This window comes from Pontibacillus salicampi (assembly GCF_042434395.1).
Taxonomy (GTDB): Bacteria; Bacillota; Bacilli; order Bacillales; family BH030062; genus Pontibacillus; species Pontibacillus salicampi.
Window position 1 is genome coordinate 441,022 of the sequence record NZ_JBHLTP010000003.1, and the last position, 15,380, is coordinate 456,401.

Consider the following 15,380-nt stretch of genomic DNA (forward strand, 5'->3'; position numbering starts at 1 on the left):
ATTTCGCGAAACCCCGTGGGCGTAGTATCCCATGGGGTTTTTGTTATGTTGATAAAAGGATTATATTAAAATGATTATTAAAAAATAATCAATAAAACAAGTTTTAGAAAATAATGAAAGGGAATGAAAATTAAAGAAAAGATTACATATGATAGGAGGAAACTCAATATGAGTGATAAAGAAAACCAGAGCAAGAAAGTGGAGCAGCTGGAGCAGTTTAAAGTAAATGATAAAGATAAATACATGACGACAAACCAGGGGCTAAAAGTGAGTGAAGACGAATTTTCCTTAAAAGCAGGAGAGCGTGGTCCTACCTTGATGGAAGATTTTCATTTTCGTGAAAAAATGACTCACTTTGACCATGAACGTATTCCTGAGCGTGCGGTTCATGCTAGAGGTTCCGCAGCACATGGTGTATTTGAACTATATGAATCTATCGAGGAATATACAAAAGCAGGATTTCTAACAGATACATCGAGACAAACACCGGTATTTGTGCGCTTTTCTACTGTTGCTGGTTCTAAGGGATCTCCTGATACAGCTCGAGATGTACGTGGCTTTGCGACGAAATTTTACACAGATGAAGGTAATTTCGATTTAGTTGGGAACAATATGCCGATATTCTTCATCCAGGATGCTATTAAATTTCCTGACTTAATTCATGCTGTCAAACCAGAACCAAATAGTGGTATTCCGCAAGCTGCTTCTGCTCATGACACATTTTGGGATTTCGTAGCAAATAATCAGGAATCTGCCCATATGTCTATCTGGGCTATGTCCGATCGTGCTTTGCCAAGAAGCTATCGTATGATGGAAGGCTTTGGAGTGCATACATTCCGTTTAGTTAATGAAAAAGGGGAAGCACATTTTGTGAAATTTCATTGGAAGCCTGTCCTAGGTACTCATTCTATTGTTTGGGATGAAGCACAGAAATTAGGAGGTAAAAATACAGACTTCCACCGTGAGGATTTATATACTGCCATCGAGCAAGGGGATTATCCAGAATATGAACTAGGCGTACAAATTATTAAAGAAGAAGATGAGTTCAGCTTCGATTTTGATATTCTGGACCCTACTAAGGTGTGGCCAGAAGAAGAAGTACCAGTACAAATTATTGGGAAAATGACTCTCAATCAGAACGTGGATAATTTCTTCGCTGAAACAGAACAAGTAGCATTTCACCCTGGACACGTAGTTCCTGGCATTGATTTTTCCAATGACCCACTACTGCAAGGGAGATTGTTCTCTTATACAGATACGCAGTTAACCCGTCTTGGTGGACCAAATTTTCATGAGATTCCGATTAACAGACCTAAATGCCCATTTCATAATAACCAACGGGATGGAATGCACCGAATGACTATTAATAAAGGCTCTGTAGCCTATCATAATAATTCATTAGCTGATAATACACCAGCCCCTGCATCAGAGGAAGAAGGCGGATATGTTCATTATCAGGAAAAAGTGGAAGGGAAGAAAATTCGGGCACGAAGTGAAAGCTTCAAAGATCACTTTAGTCAAGCTACTCTATTCTGGAACAGTATGGCTGACCATGAAAAAGAGCATATCATTAACGCATACAGTTTTGAGCTAGGTAAAGTAGTAAGTGAATCAGTACAGCAACAGGTAGTGAATATGCTTGCCCATATTAATCTACATTTGGCACAATCAGTTGCGGAGAATATTGGAGTTTCCAAACCAACGGAAGGCGGCTCTTCTGTGACAAAATGTTCTCCAGCACTTAGCCAGACGACTACGAAGTACACTCTTCAATCTCGTGCCGTTGCAGTAATCGTAGACGATGGCTTCCAAGGTCAAGAAGTACATGATATTCTTGTTGACTTGAAGAATAAAGGAGTAAATCCTCACATTATTAGTGACAAGCTAGGTGTGAAAGAAGGTAAAGATGGCGTGAAAGTGGAAGTGGATGCAACATTCCTCACAGCTGAATCTGTACTCTTTGATGCTATTTATGTAGCAAGCGGTGAACAGAGTAACAAGAAATTCAAGCAAGATGCTACGTATTTTGTGCAGGAGGCTTTCTCCCATTTCAAACCAATAGCAGCAACTCATGATGGAAAACAGCTGTTATCCAATGCCGGAGTATCTAATGCCAAAGGAGTTGTAACAGAAGACGATAAACAAGCATTCGTTACGCAGTTTGCAGAAGCTATCAAGTCCCACCGATTCTTTGACAGAGAGCTCGTATAAGTTTATAAAAGAGTAGTTCAACAACGACCTGGGCAAAAGCCTAGGTCGTTTTTTTGTGACGATTCCAGACCTTGTTGAGATTAGGTTAATGAAGATAATGGTGAGATAGGGAAGGCCATAGGTTCGAGGTAGTTTAAGGAATGGGTCCTATGTATTTGTCATAGAGTATCTGGATTTTTTAACATTTTCTAAACTAATATAGAAAGTGACAAAAATAATAAACATTATGTACAATATATATTGCAAAAAGTTAAATATAAAGTATAATACATAATATGTAAACCGAATATGTTACTTAAAGACATTTAAAGGGGGAGAAACAATGTGGTTTCGTAACAAACAGCAGGATGAAAGAATTGTAAACCTGCAAAATAAGATTTATCGAGAAATATATGTAATAATTATTGCTATATGTCTATTGTCATCTGGGTACAAGCTTCTAGTAAGCAACAATCCGAATGAACATGCAACTACGGAAATAATTATCCTAGCTGCAAGTAGTGTGTACTATTTGGTGAGGTCGGCAATGCTAGGGATATTGTCAGATGAGGTAGAATTACATGATAGGACAAATAAGCTGAATATGAATACGAAGACCGTCATATTCAGTGTTTTCATAGGGGTATTCCTTGCGTTAGTGTTTGCAACAACGAATTCCATCCTATTTTCAGATACTAGATCGGAATTGGTGTACTATTTCTTAATTGTGTTCTTTGGAACTTTAGCTTTTTATCTTCCTGTAATGTTTTTAATAATAGTATTACCATACGGTTTAGCTAAACGAAAAAGTGATGCGGTAAATACGAGTGCTACAGAAGAGCAGGATGACGATATAGAGCATAAGCGGTGATGGATAAAATGAAAAATAAAAAATTGAAAATGGCTCGAGTAGAACATGATTTATCACAGCAGCAGCTGGCAGAGAAGGTGGGAGTTTCTAGACAAACCATTGGATTAATTGAAGTGGGGAAATACAATCCTACCTTGCAGCTGTGTCTTTCTATTTGTAAGACGTTAAATAAGACATTGGATGACCTATTTTGGGATGAGTAATGAATAGGGAAGCGGCCTATGAGACAAAAGGCTGCTTTTTTGTTTATAAACGGTTTGGGACTAGTCATTACAAGCTTGTTTCGATAAGATGATGGTTAATGGAAATAGTTACTATTAGTCGATTTCCTATAATTACTTTATCCATTTTACACTGAAGGTGGGAATACATATGAAATTTAAAATCATCAGTAGTATGTTAGGGATTATAGCAGTTTGTTCCATTTCAAGCTGGGTATGGGACTATCCATGGCTTCATTTTATTTCTCTAGGTGCTACTATTGTTGGAATTTGTACCATGCAATGGGAGGAAATTAGAAAGCTGCGAATATGGCAAGTAGGGGCGATCTTACTTATCTTTATGGCTGGTGTAGCAATTACCACGGCTGGGGTTATGGGTGTGAATGGCCTCATTGCTACAATGATTCCTTTTGAATGGCTGACATGGCTTTTGTCGATGATTTGGACTATCTTGTTTTTGTTAGGGATTACAGTACTTTTGAATAAAGTGGTTAAAAGTATTGTTTATAAAAGAAAATGGAGCCAAAAAGTGCCTTCCTGACCTATTTTATTCAACTTAATGAATAGGTGTATAGTGAATAGTAATATATATCCATTTCTAAGTCTGTGATGTAGTGCTTAGGAATGGATTTCTTTTTTTCTTTAATTTATTGATTATTTCGACAATTTTTTTCAACGAATTCTATTATACTTATTTCGTGCTCCGAAATAGTTGGAAGGAGGGAAGAATAGGAGCTATAAAATACCGGAGGTGGATGTATTTGATGAATAGAAAGTATGCTAGTGTCGGGCTTATTTTCGTATTAATGTTAGCTGCGCTATTCCCTTATGGACCTTCTTCAAAGCTTACTGCTAGTACGACTAAGTCGGAAAAAATCGTGGAAGAGAAGGCGGACCTGGTTCGTATTCATTTGGAGGATCGGGATGAGCTTGACAAGTTAATAGCAACTGGGGCAGATGTGATGGAACATTTACATGAACATGGGGATGGCTATGAAATGGATGTATTAGTTACTCCATCACAGCTTAAAGACTTACAAGAGCAAGGGTTTGAAACCACCACGGTCACTACGAAAGAAGAGATAAATAAAATTAAGAAGGAAAGAGAGCAGGCTGCGGAAAAGGAAGCCGAATTACTTTCTACTGTTGACCGTGTAGATGTTATTCGAGCAGATTATTTTACAAATCAAGATGGGTCATTTCTATACGTCGAGGCGAAAACTAGTGCAGGTGATGCTGCCAGTGTTGCTTTAACTGGCTCTTGGGATAAAGGTGCTGGCACAAAAATAGGTGACGGAGGAAGTGCCACGCTGTCGAGAAAATCAGATGAAAATACGTATATGTATCATTCTTTTCTAGTACCTGTTGACTATAGACCAGATAAGGTGAAAATATCCAGTAATCTTGGTGGCTTTTCCACTCATGAAGTGAATAATTGGCTTGGAGATGGAAAGCCAGTGAAGGATGATCACTATGCCACCGGATTTATTGACCACTATATGACTCCTACTGAAATAACTAATCGAATGGAACAATTAGCAAGAGAGTTCCCTAAGTTGGCTGAGATTATTGAGATGCCATATAAAACAAATGGGTATCGGAGGCATAGTCAAGCTATTCTTGGTGAGCAAACAGACACTGCCGTTGTGGTAACATCCAAATCCTACGGGCATGAAGGTGGAAATGATATTAAAGTGACTCACCAAGCTTCTGAAAAAGCGGATGCTCCGTTATCTATACAGGTTAACAGTAATCACATCATAGTTAACCTTGCAACTGATAAGGATGGAAAGGCAATTAGCACAGCTAATGATGTAGTAAAGGGAATAAATGAGAATGCCAGCGATTTAGTAGAAGCTTCTACATATCGCGACAATGAAGGAAAAGGGATCGCTGAAGAGGTGGAGTCTACACTAACAGATAGCTTAAGTGCTCCTGATGAAGTAACCCATGACCCTTATCTGGTTAAAGCTATTAGAATAGGAAAACAGCGGGATGGTTCAAAGGTTGGCGTTTTAGCCTATTCCCAAGAACACGCTAGAGAATGGGTTACTCCCCTCGTGAGTATTGAGACAGCGGAGCGATTACTAAGAAACTATCAGCATGATAAAGATACACAAGAATTACTAGATAACCTTGATATTTTCATTGTTCCGACCGTAAATCCTGACGGAGGACATTACAGTTTCTATGACTATAATTGGCAGCGGAAGAACATGACTAATTATTGTAAAGACGGCACCTATACAGATCCTAATGCTAGAAATTATTGGGGTGTAGATTTAAATCGTAATCACCCAGTTGGGTCTGTATATGACGGATATGCAGGTGCTTCTACTGATTGTACAAGCTATGGGTTTGCTGGCCCAGAAGAGCTTTCGGAACCGGAGGCACAAAACCTTGATTGGCTCGCTAATCAATACGACAACATAAAATTTGCTATGAACATACACAGCTATGGTGGTTATTTTATGTGGCCGCCAGGAGCATACAAGCCGGAAACTAGAGAAACGCTTCCACGTCCTACCGCTGGGGAAGAAGCTTATTTCTGGTCTGCATCCAGACATATTTTAGAAGAGATTCAGAAGCACCGAGGAACCGTCATTCTTCCAAGCAGAACAGGTCCGATACCTGATGTATTATATTCTGCGGCAGGAAACTCCGCAGATAACCTTTGGTATGATAAAGGAATTTACACGTGGAATTTTGAAGTTGGTGCGGATTTATGGAACGCAGAGGAAAACAAATGGGAACTAGTAGGATTCCAGCCGGAATTTGCAGAAGGATATGAAGAGGCGATGGAATTCTCAAATGGGCTAATCGGATTAATGGAAGTTGCAAATAAGTATGGGGAGGATAAGGAGGGCCCTACTTCTAACATGCTCCCAGGCAGCGGGAGATATAAGGGAGCTGTAGAGGTCAGCTTTGAAACAAGCGAACCTGCGACCGTCTTTTACACGATGGATGGCTCGAAGCCGACATTGGAATCGAAAGCGATTCAAGTAGATGGAATTAGAGGAGATGCAGAAACTTTAACTATAACAGAATCTACGATGATCAATTGGTTCTCTGTAGATGCTAGCGGTAATATAGAGAGGGGGTATGATCCACAGAAGGACGAGCAAGGATATCATACTTCCAAAGTTCAAATTGTTAGCAATGACCACAAAGTGGAAGTGGAGGAGCTAGCAGGTTCTAATAGGGTAGAGACGGCAGTGGAGATATCGAAGGACCTTTATCCAAAAGGATTTGCAAAGGATAAGCAGCTCAAAACGGTTGTACTTTCTACATCAAGCGATTTTGCAGATGCATTGTCAGCGGGTCCACTGGCAGCTCAATATGGAAACGCACCGCTCTTACTAACGGATAAGCAATTAAACAAAGAAGTGATGAACGAACTGCAAAGACTTAAGGCAGAAGAGGTTATCATTGTTGGAGGACCAGGAGCAGTGAGCCCTGCTATAGAAACGGCTTTAACTCAACAGTCCTATAGTGTGACAAGAATTCATGGGGATAATCGATATGAAACAAATGAGGCAATTGTAGATGCATTAGATGAGGTAAACGGAGTGTTTGTTGCGTCAGGAGAAAAATATGCAGATGCACTCTCTGCTGCCCCTATCGCTGCAGCGGATGATTGGGCAATCCTATTAACCAAGCAAGAGAAGGTATCTAATGAAGCATTGAATTACCTAGCAGATAAGCAAGTAGTGGTTACGGGTGGAACAGGTGTTATTGATAATAAGGTGTATGACAAAATTCATAAACAAAATGGAGATAAACTGGTGCAGAGAATTGCTGGAGCCGATCGCTACGGTACGCTAGTGAAGCTTCTTCAACAGTTCAGAGCAGATACACCAGCGGATACAGTCGTTGTTGCAACGGGTAAGAATTTTCCGGATGCGTTAACTGCTTCTTCTCTAGCGGTCTCTTCCAAAGCGCCTTTGGTGCTTATTAAAAATCAAGTTACGGAAGAAATGGCCCACTTCTTAACAGAGTTTGGTGATCAGACAGTAGTAGACCATGTGAAGGTTTCAGGCGGTATAGTGAAAAAGCATGCAGTGAAAAAAGTTGTGAATCTATTAGACTAGAACGAAAGGGGAAGAGAGCTGGCTGAAGCAGTCTGCTCTCTTCTTTTCTTTTATTTTATGAGAGGAATTTTATCATAATATATTGACATTTCTTAAAATTAGGCATAAGATTTTCAGTAATCCATATTATTTAACAAAGTTAATATATGTTTTCTTATCTCGAGAGGTGGAGGGACTGGCCCGGTGAAGCCTCGGCAACGGGTCATTTTTATGAAGAAGGATACTGTGCCAATTCCAGCAGGTGCCATCGTACTTGTAAAGATAAGAAGAGCTGTGAATACATAAAAATGTTCCCCTCTCTTCTTGCTTTAGGTAGAGAGGTATTTTTGTTTTGGAAATGAAATAGCAGTAGGTAATCCTGTGTGTGGAAGCACAGGTTGCTTTTAACTTAAAAAACCAACTAAACTGCTTGGATTAGGGTGTTTTGAGAAGAATAATGAGGTTACCAATGGAAAAGCTTAGTGAAATTATGAATCTGAGAGGTGAGTATGGTGGCATTTCAAGTATCAAATAGTCCTTTTACGAAAGAGCAGGCGGATCTATTAAATCAACTTGTTCCTTCATTAAATGAAAAACAAAAATTATGGCTCAGCGGATACCTTGCAGTTACCGAGGTTCCAGCCGAAGGTGAAGCGGTGGGGTCAGAGGAAGCAAATAATCAGGCATCTGCTGTACCGTTACGGGAGGTAACCATTTTATATGGCTCTCAAACAGGTAATGCTCAGGCGCTGGCAGAGGATTTTGGTAATAGACTACAAGGTAAGGATGTTCCTGTAACTGTCTCCTCCATGGATGAAATGAAACCGAAAAATGTGAAAAAGGTACAGGATCTTCTTATTATTACTAGTACCCATGGGGATGGCGATCCCCCGGATAATGCATTATCATTTTATGAATTTCTGCGTGGAAAGAGAGCGCCTCAATTAGAAGACGTGCGTTTCTCTGTCTTGTCACTTGGTGATAGCTCTTATGAATTTTTTTGTCAGACCGGAATTGATTTTGATCAAACATTAGAGGCGTTAGGCGGAGAACGTCTCGCAGAACGAGTCGATTGTGATTTAGATTTTGATGAGCCCGCTGAAGCTTGGTTCTCCTCCGTACTTTCTGTTGTAGAGGCACCTTCATCTGCATCAATAGAGGAGCCAGATGAGGCAAAACCACTACAAGACGAGGCTGTACATTCTCGAGGTAACCCATATCATGCTGAAATACTAGAAAATATTTATTTAAATGGGCGGGGCTCTAACAAGGAAACTCGTCACCTTGAGTTAGATTTGGAAGGTTCAGGGATTACTTATGAACCAGGAGATGCAGTTGGTATCTTCCCTGAAAATGATCCGATATTAGTTCAAACATTAATAGATGTAATGGAGTGGGATGCAGAGCAGCCTGTTCCAGTCGATAAAGAAGGAAGTACGAAACCTCTTCACTATGCATTGACAAAGGTTTATGAAATCACTAGTGTAACGAAACCTGTATTAAGGAAGATGGTGGAGTTTACAGAGCATGAACAACTGCAATCCCTGTTACAAGAGGAGCAAAACGAAGAGCTGAAAACCTACATGTATGGCAGGGACCTTATCGATGTACTTAAAGATTTTGGTCCATGGACACTAACGCCTACAGACTTCGTGAACCTATTGAGGAAAATACCACCAAGGTTATACTCTATTGCTAGCAGTGGTGCTGCAAATCCGGATGAAGTTCATCTAACCATTGGGGCCCTTAGGTATGATGCTCACGGCAGAGCTAGAAGCGGCGTTTGCTCTGTCCAGTGTGCAGAGCGCTCAGAGCCAGGTGATTCTCTGCCAATATTTGTACAGAAAAATCCGAATTTTAAGCTTCCAACTCAAGACGCACCAGTTATAATGATTGGCGCAGGCACAGGTGTTGCTCCATATCGAGCATTCCTTGAGGAGCTGGAAGAAAAAGAATCCGCTTCAGAGACTTGGTTATTCTTTGGAGAGCAGCATTTTGTTTCCGACTTCCTCTATCAGATTGAATGGCAGAAATGGTTAAAGGATGGAGTCTTATCACGAATGGACGTAGCCTTTTCCAGAGATACAGAAGAGAAAGTGTATGTGCAGCACAGAATACTTGAAAAAAGTAAGGACGTATATCAATGGCTCTTGAACGGGGCACATGTATATGTTTGTGGAGATGAAACATACATGGCTAAAGACGTACACAAAGCATTGCGAACAGTATTAGAACAAGAAGGGAACATGAGTGAAGAAGAAGCAGAAGAGTATCTCACCACGCTTAGAAAAGATAAACGCTATCAACGTGACGTGTACTAAGATTCTAACTTGAAAGGAGTAGTATGATGTCTACAGATAAGAAGCATACAGAGCACGGCCCTCCTAGTGCAATGGAGCACATTAAAACAGAAAGTAATTATTTACGTGGAACGCTTGAGGAAAGCTTTGCGGACAGAATTACGGCCAGTATTCCGGACGAAGATACAAAAATATTAAAATTCCACGGAAGCTACATGCAAGATGATCGAGATGTGAGAAATGAGCGAAAGCAGAAAAAACTAGAACCAGCCTACCAATTTATGATACGAGTTCGAACTCCAGGCGGAGTTGCGACACCGGAGCAGTGGCTTGTTATGGACGATATCGCTAACAGATATGGAAATGAAACATTAAAATTAACAACACGTCAAGCCTTTCAAACCCATGGTATTTTGAAGTGGAATATGAAAAATACGCTTCAGCAAATGAATGCAGCTCTTATGGATAGTATTGCTGCCTGTGGAGATGTTAACCGAAACGTTATGTGTAACCCTAATCCATATCAATCAGAGGTTCATGCAGACGTGTATGAATGGTCCAAAGCCATTAGTAATCATCTTATTCCTAAGACGATGGCTTATCACGAGATTTGGTTAGACGAGGAGAAAGTTCTTGATACAAGAGAGGCTGAAGAAGAGGTAGAACCCATTTATGGACCAACTTATTTGCCAAGAAAATTTAAAATAGGTATTGCAGTACCACCTTCTAATGATGTGGATGTCTTCTCACAGGATATCGGCTTAATTGCAATTTTAGAAGAAGGAAAGCTTGTCGGTTTTAATGTTGCAGTTGGTGGTGGTATGGGGATGACCCATGGGGACACGAACACATATCCTCAACTGGCACGGGTCATTGGTTATACACCAGTAGACCAAATCGTTGATGTCGTAGAAAAGCTCGTAACCATCCAACGGGATTACGGGAATCGTTCAGAACGAAAAAATGCACGTTTTAAATACACAGTGGACCGTATGGGCGTTGACTGGATTAAAGAAGAACTCGATCGACGTATCGGCTGGAAAATAGAAGAGCCACGCTCCTATCATTTTGATCATAACGGGGACCGTTATGGCTGGGTAGAAGGTGCAGGAAACTGGCATTTAACATTATTTATCCAGAACGGGCGTATTAAGGATACAGAAGAGTATAAGCTAATGACGGGCCTCAGGGAAATAGCCCACGTCCATACAGGGGATTTCCGATTGACAGCTAATCAGAATCTGGTTATAGCCAACGTAACAGACGATAAAAAAGCAGAAATTCAAGCAATCGTAGATCAGTATGGACTTACGGATGGAAAGCAGAACTCAGCTCTTCGTCAAAATTCGATGGCTTGTGTTGCTTTTCCTACCTGTGGGTTGGCTATGGCAGAATCAGAGCGCTATCTTCCATCCTTAGTGGATAAAATAGAAGCCCTCTTAGAAGAGGAAGGGCTGCGAGATGAAGAAATTACAATTCGTATGACAGGGTGTCCTAACGGATGTGCCAGGCCAGCACTTGGGGAAATTGCTTTTATCGGTAAGGCCCCAGGAAAATACAATCTGTATTTAGGAGCTGGATTCAGCGGAGAAAGGCTTAATAAGATGTATCGAGAGAATATTGGGGAAGAAGAAATTTTAGAAACGCTCAAGCCTATTATCTCTCAATATGCTAAGCACAGAAATGACAATGAACATTTTGGAGATTATGTAGTAAGAGCGGGGTATGTAGAGCCTGTATATTCCGGCACAGAATTTCATAGTTAATTTTCATTCGAAGCCTATGATGAGTGATCATCATAGGCTTTTTCTATTATTCTATACTTTTTTCGTATGACAAAACTATGTTTTGCGTATTGGTTTTATTATAGAACCAATGCTACACTTGAATTTAGAATATTCAGATAAATGAATGGTAATTATTAATTCACTATGTTAGGGGAGGCGTTGCAGGTGTTGGGAATGGAGAGTACGTCTATTGCATTAGTATGGCTGTTAACCATTGTATCTTCCATTGGCTGTATTCTATTTGGGTTAATTATGTGGAATAAAGGGGGAAATGAAGAATGAATATGTCAGTTCTAATCCCTCTTGTCATTATCTATGTTGGAATCATGTCAGGGCTGGCTTACTATGGCTATAAAAAGACAACCTCACAGGCAGATTATTTAGTAGGAGGAAGAAATATTAACCCGGTTGTTATGGCATTATCCTATGGAGCAACATTTATAAGCACAAGTGCTCTAGTAGGCTTTGGAGGAGTTGGTTCCATATTTGGTATGGGACTAATGTGGCTAGCCTTCTTAAATATTGTTCTTGGGATTTTTGTGGCTTTTGCTGTGTTTGGGACGAGAATCAGGAAGCTTTCGTTAGATCTAGATGCAACTACATTTCCTATGCTGCTTGGAAGACGGTATAATTCAAAATTTATTACTATTTTCTCTGGAGCAATGATTTTTATTTTTATGCCTGCCTACACGAGTATCGTTCTTATTGGGGGCGGTCGTTTTTTACAAGAATCCCTGTCTATTAATTTCAATGTGTCATTATTTCTACTCGCTGCCATAGTTGCTCTGTATGTTATCAGTGGTGGGATAAAGGCTGTAATGTACACCGATGCCTTTGGGGCGGTAATTATGCTTATTGGAATGGTAGTATTATTGTTTGTGACCTATCAAGCTGTTGGAGGTGTAATGGATGGGCATGCTGCCTTGAGCTCCCTGAAGAACATGGTTCCAGAATCTCTTTCTTCAGGTGGGCATCAAGGCTGGACTAGTATGCCTGTATTCGGGTCGCCCTTATGGTGGACACTCGTAAGTACTATTATCATGGGCGTAGGCATTGGAGTATTAGCTCAGCCACAATTAATGATGCGATGTATGACTGTAAGAGACGACAGGGCACTGTATCGCTCTGTATTAATTGGTGGCATCTTTATTTTCTTTATGACTGGATCTGCATTTATTATTGGACCATTAAGTAACGTTTATTTCGTGGAAACAAGTAATCAATTAGCAATAACTGCAGCAGGTGGTAATTCAGACTTGGTAATCCCAAGATATATTAATGAAGTAATGCCCGAGTGGTTTATCTATTTATTTACGTTAACCTTATTATCCGCTACTATAACGACAGTCAGTTCTTTAATCCATCTACAGGCCTCCGCATTCGGAGAGGATATTATGAGAACGTTAAACATAGGACAGCAAAAAGGGAAACACAGCATGACAAGGTTAGGAGTAATTGTAGGCGTAGCAGCAGCTATTTTATTAGCTTATGTCCTGCCTGGTGGAGTAATTGCTAGAGCGACAGCATTCTGGTTCGGAATTTGTGCAGCAGGATTTTTACCCACTTTAATCGGAGCGCTATTCTGGAAAGGTGCTACAAAAGCAGCAGCAATATCTAGTATTATTACAGGGTTTACCATTAGTGTATTCGGCTTTTTGTTTTTACATGTTTCAGAATCAGGTGTCATTGGATTATCTAATGCAATATTTGGAAAAGAAGCACTGCTCGCATACCCCTGGACACATATAGACCCATTAATGTATGCCCTGCCTCTCTCTACATTGGTTTTCGTGGTAGTTAGTATGGTAGACAAAAATACTAGTGTAGAGTATCCACATCATAAAGACGTCGTTTCTTCCAAGTAATAATCAAACTGGGATGAGGCTTGTCTCCCTAAGCAGGTGAAAAACCTTTGTTTTTCTGCACGCTGTTTGCTTATCATTCGTACGTAGTAAGTTGGCACGTTTTTATACAGCGACTCTTCAGCTGCCCCATGATTAGATGTATCAGTGCCATAAAAAGCTCCCAATCCTTCAAGCGGAAAGGGAGCTTTTCATATTGGTTTTTAATTTTTGGCAATCTTCTATGATTATGAATGCAGGTAGTTCGTTACTATCTAAAATGAAAAAACATGTCAATGCTACATACGAGTATTTAACCTCTTGGAAATGGGAAACGATAGGCTTATCTTCTCCCATGATTGGGTTTTAACCCTTATAGGTGTTCTGATGACGATGTATTCTTTTCATAGGCAGAGTGCAACAGCTTCGATAGTGTGTTCTTCATGGATGTTAATTCGTCAGCATCTATATCAAAATTATCTAATAGAAGCTGCGGTATTAGGTCCGCTTCCTTTTGAGCTTCCTTCCCAGAAGAAGTAAGGCTGACGATTACACTGCGTTCATCGTTTTGTGATCGTCTTCGCTGTAACAGCTTAGCATTCTCCATACGCTTCAGCATTGGCGTCAATGTCCCCGAGTCTAGAAATAATCTTCTTCCTAACTCTTTTACGGTTAGTTGATCCTCTTCCCATAATACTAACAACACCAGATATTGCGGGTAGGTAATATCAAGTTTTTGTAATAAAGGTCTATATAATTTCGTTATTTCCCGTGCTGTGGCATAGACGGAGAAACAGATTTGATTTTCTAATTTCAAATGATCTTCTGACATAAGGAATCACTCCTTTCTTATCAACTCTATCAAATGCACCGACTATGAATATGGGTTTTTAACAGAGCTCTCCCATCATTATACAAAAGGTAAGGTGACATAACAATATTGCCGCCATTTACATTGTGAGCAATTTAATTTTTGACAAAGTAAAAAGATTGTAGTAAATTAAATTGTGCAAAACCAATTATGTAGAGAGGATGATTATAATGGAAAAAGCATTATACACAGCACAAGCAACAGCTCAAGGAGGAAGGAAAGGTACGGTAAACTCAAATGATGGAACGATTGATTTTTCTTTATCCATGCCCAAGTCTCTAGGCGGTGAAGAAAAAGAGGGAGCAACCAATCCAGAACAATTATTTGCTGCAGGATATTCCGCATGCTTTGATAGTGCTTTACAATTAGTAGCCTCCAAAAGCAAGAAGAAAATAGAATCTGCTATTACTGCAAAAGTAAGTATTGGTAAAGAAGGCGATGGATTTGGATTAGCAGTTCAACTCGATGCAGAAATCAGCGGAGTAACTCAGGAAGAAGCAGAAGAACTTGTTCATCAAGCCCACCAGGTATGCCCATATTCAAGAGCTACAAGAAATAATATAGAGGTTACATTGAATACCAAAACTAAATAAATAAGCAAAAAAAGGGATGCTTCGACATCCCTTTTAATGTGTCTTCTAGTTATTTTGTTGACAACAAGCTTTACCTCTTTTATTAATAGTGAGGGACTAGCATCAGGCATGATATAAGTAAGAAGTAAGTATAAAATTATATTTCCTGGCAGGAAAATGAATAATAGTCTGATTGCAAAAGAAGAAATTCCGAAATACGCTGCTATCCCTCCACAAACGCCGCTAATAGCCCTGTCCTTTCGAGCTTTACATACTTTCATTTTCAACCCATCCTCTCCTTTCTCCTTCATGCCGCCTCTTCCTCATCAAAGTACTGAAGTGCATTATACTAATTCCGTATTTTCTATAAATACCCTTTTTTATACTTTTTAGGATATCTGTTTGGTGTTAAGTTAAATCATATAATGGAAGACTTGGATTCGAGATAATTTGGAAGGAATATAGAAAGAGCAGTTGATTGGGCTGGATCACGGAGACTCCCGTGGAAATACGAATACAGAAATAAGTAATAAAAGAGAATGAAAAACTCTTAAACAAATAGGTAAGCTTGAGTAATTGTATTAACATGGAGAAATCTATTTGCCTATTATGAATAGTGAAGGGGTCTTTTTCCTCATTTATTTATACAAACTTCAT

At 39.8% G+C, this 15,380-nt stretch carries 12 protein-coding genes and 1 riboswitch; of the genes, 10 read left to right on the forward strand and 2 right to left on the reverse strand.

Features of this window, described 5'->3' with window-relative positions:
* Positions 1–168 precede the first annotated feature (168 nt).
* The 9 genes from ACFFGV_RS03665 (at position 169) to ACFFGV_RS03705 (ending at position 13,304) form a co-directional block, all read left to right on the forward strand.
* The gene (locus tag ACFFGV_RS03665) at positions 169–2,211 is read left to right on the forward strand and encodes a catalase (RefSeq protein ID WP_377345215.1); all 2,043 of its coding nucleotides are present in this window, start codon (positions 169–171) and stop codon (positions 2,209–2,211) included.
* A 322-nt stretch (positions 2,212–2,533) separates the two neighbouring features.
* Positions 2,534–3,061: a DUF6773 family protein gene (locus tag ACFFGV_RS03670; RefSeq protein WP_377345216.1), complete on the forward strand. Its 528-nt coding sequence runs from the start codon at positions 2,534–2,536 to the stop codon at positions 3,059–3,061.
* An 8-nt stretch (positions 3,062–3,069) separates the two neighbouring features.
* Positions 3,070–3,264: a helix-turn-helix transcriptional regulator gene (locus tag ACFFGV_RS03675; protein WP_377345218.1), complete on the forward strand. Its 195-nt coding sequence runs from the start codon at positions 3,070–3,072 to the stop codon at positions 3,262–3,264.
* Positions 3,265–3,433: 169 nt separating this feature from the next.
* Positions 3,434–3,823, forward strand: coding sequence for a hypothetical protein (locus ACFFGV_RS03680; RefSeq protein WP_377345220.1), 390 nt, complete (start codon positions 3,434–3,436; stop codon positions 3,821–3,823).
* Between the two features lie 223 nt (positions 3,824–4,046).
* Positions 4,047–7,373, forward strand: coding sequence for a cell wall-binding repeat-containing protein (locus ACFFGV_RS03685; RefSeq protein ID WP_377345221.1), 3,327 nt, complete (start codon positions 4,047–4,049; stop codon positions 7,371–7,373).
* A 151-nt stretch (positions 7,374–7,524) separates the two neighbouring features.
* A riboswitch (SAM riboswitch) is annotated at positions 7,525–7,641 on the forward strand.
* Positions 7,642–7,864: 223 nt separating this feature from the next.
* Complete coding sequence (locus ACFFGV_RS03690; protein WP_377345852.1) at positions 7,865–9,673, forward strand: assimilatory sulfite reductase (NADPH) flavoprotein subunit; 1,809 nt, start codon at positions 7,865–7,867, stop codon at positions 9,671–9,673.
* Positions 9,674–9,699: 26 nt separating this feature from the next.
* Positions 9,700–11,418 carry an assimilatory sulfite reductase (NADPH) hemoprotein subunit gene (gene cysI, locus ACFFGV_RS03695; protein WP_377345223.1) on the forward strand — a complete coding sequence of 573 codons (1,719 nt, stop codon included), beginning with the start codon at positions 9,700–9,702 and terminating at the stop codon, positions 11,416–11,418.
* Between the two features lie 195 nt (positions 11,419–11,613).
* On the forward strand, positions 11,614–11,721 hold the full coding sequence (locus tag ACFFGV_RS03700) for a symporter small accessory protein (RefSeq protein ID WP_377345853.1): 108 nt from the start codon (positions 11,614–11,616) through the stop codon (positions 11,719–11,721).
* Positions 11,718–13,304: a sodium:solute symporter family protein gene (locus ACFFGV_RS03705; RefSeq protein ID WP_377345225.1), complete on the forward strand. Its 1,587-nt coding sequence runs from the start codon at positions 11,718–11,720 to the stop codon at positions 13,302–13,304. Before ACFFGV_RS03700 ends, ACFFGV_RS03705 begins: the two co-directional genes overlap by 4 nt.
* Before the next feature lie 349 nt (positions 13,305–13,653).
* Here ACFFGV_RS03705 and ACFFGV_RS03710 read toward each other — a convergent pair whose 3' ends face one another.
* Positions 13,654–14,112 (reverse strand): MarR family winged helix-turn-helix transcriptional regulator, encoded by a 459-nt coding sequence (locus ACFFGV_RS03710; RefSeq protein WP_377345226.1) that lies wholly within the window; start codon positions 14,110–14,112, stop codon positions 13,654–13,656.
* Positions 14,113–14,321: 209 nt separating this feature from the next.
* Here ACFFGV_RS03710 and ACFFGV_RS03715 point away from each other — a divergent pair, with 209 nt between their 5' ends.
* Positions 14,322–14,744 (forward strand): organic hydroperoxide resistance protein, encoded by a 423-nt coding sequence (locus ACFFGV_RS03715; RefSeq protein WP_377345227.1) that lies wholly within the window; start codon positions 14,322–14,324, stop codon positions 14,742–14,744.
* Here ACFFGV_RS03715 and ACFFGV_RS03720 read toward each other — a convergent pair.
* On the reverse strand, positions 14,666–15,034 hold the full coding sequence (locus ACFFGV_RS03720; protein ID WP_377345228.1) for a PspC domain-containing protein: 369 nt from the start codon (positions 15,032–15,034) through the stop codon (positions 14,666–14,668). The two genes, ACFFGV_RS03715 and ACFFGV_RS03720, sit on opposite strands and share 79 nt — an antisense overlap.
* Between the last annotated feature and the right edge of the window lie 346 nt (positions 15,035–15,380).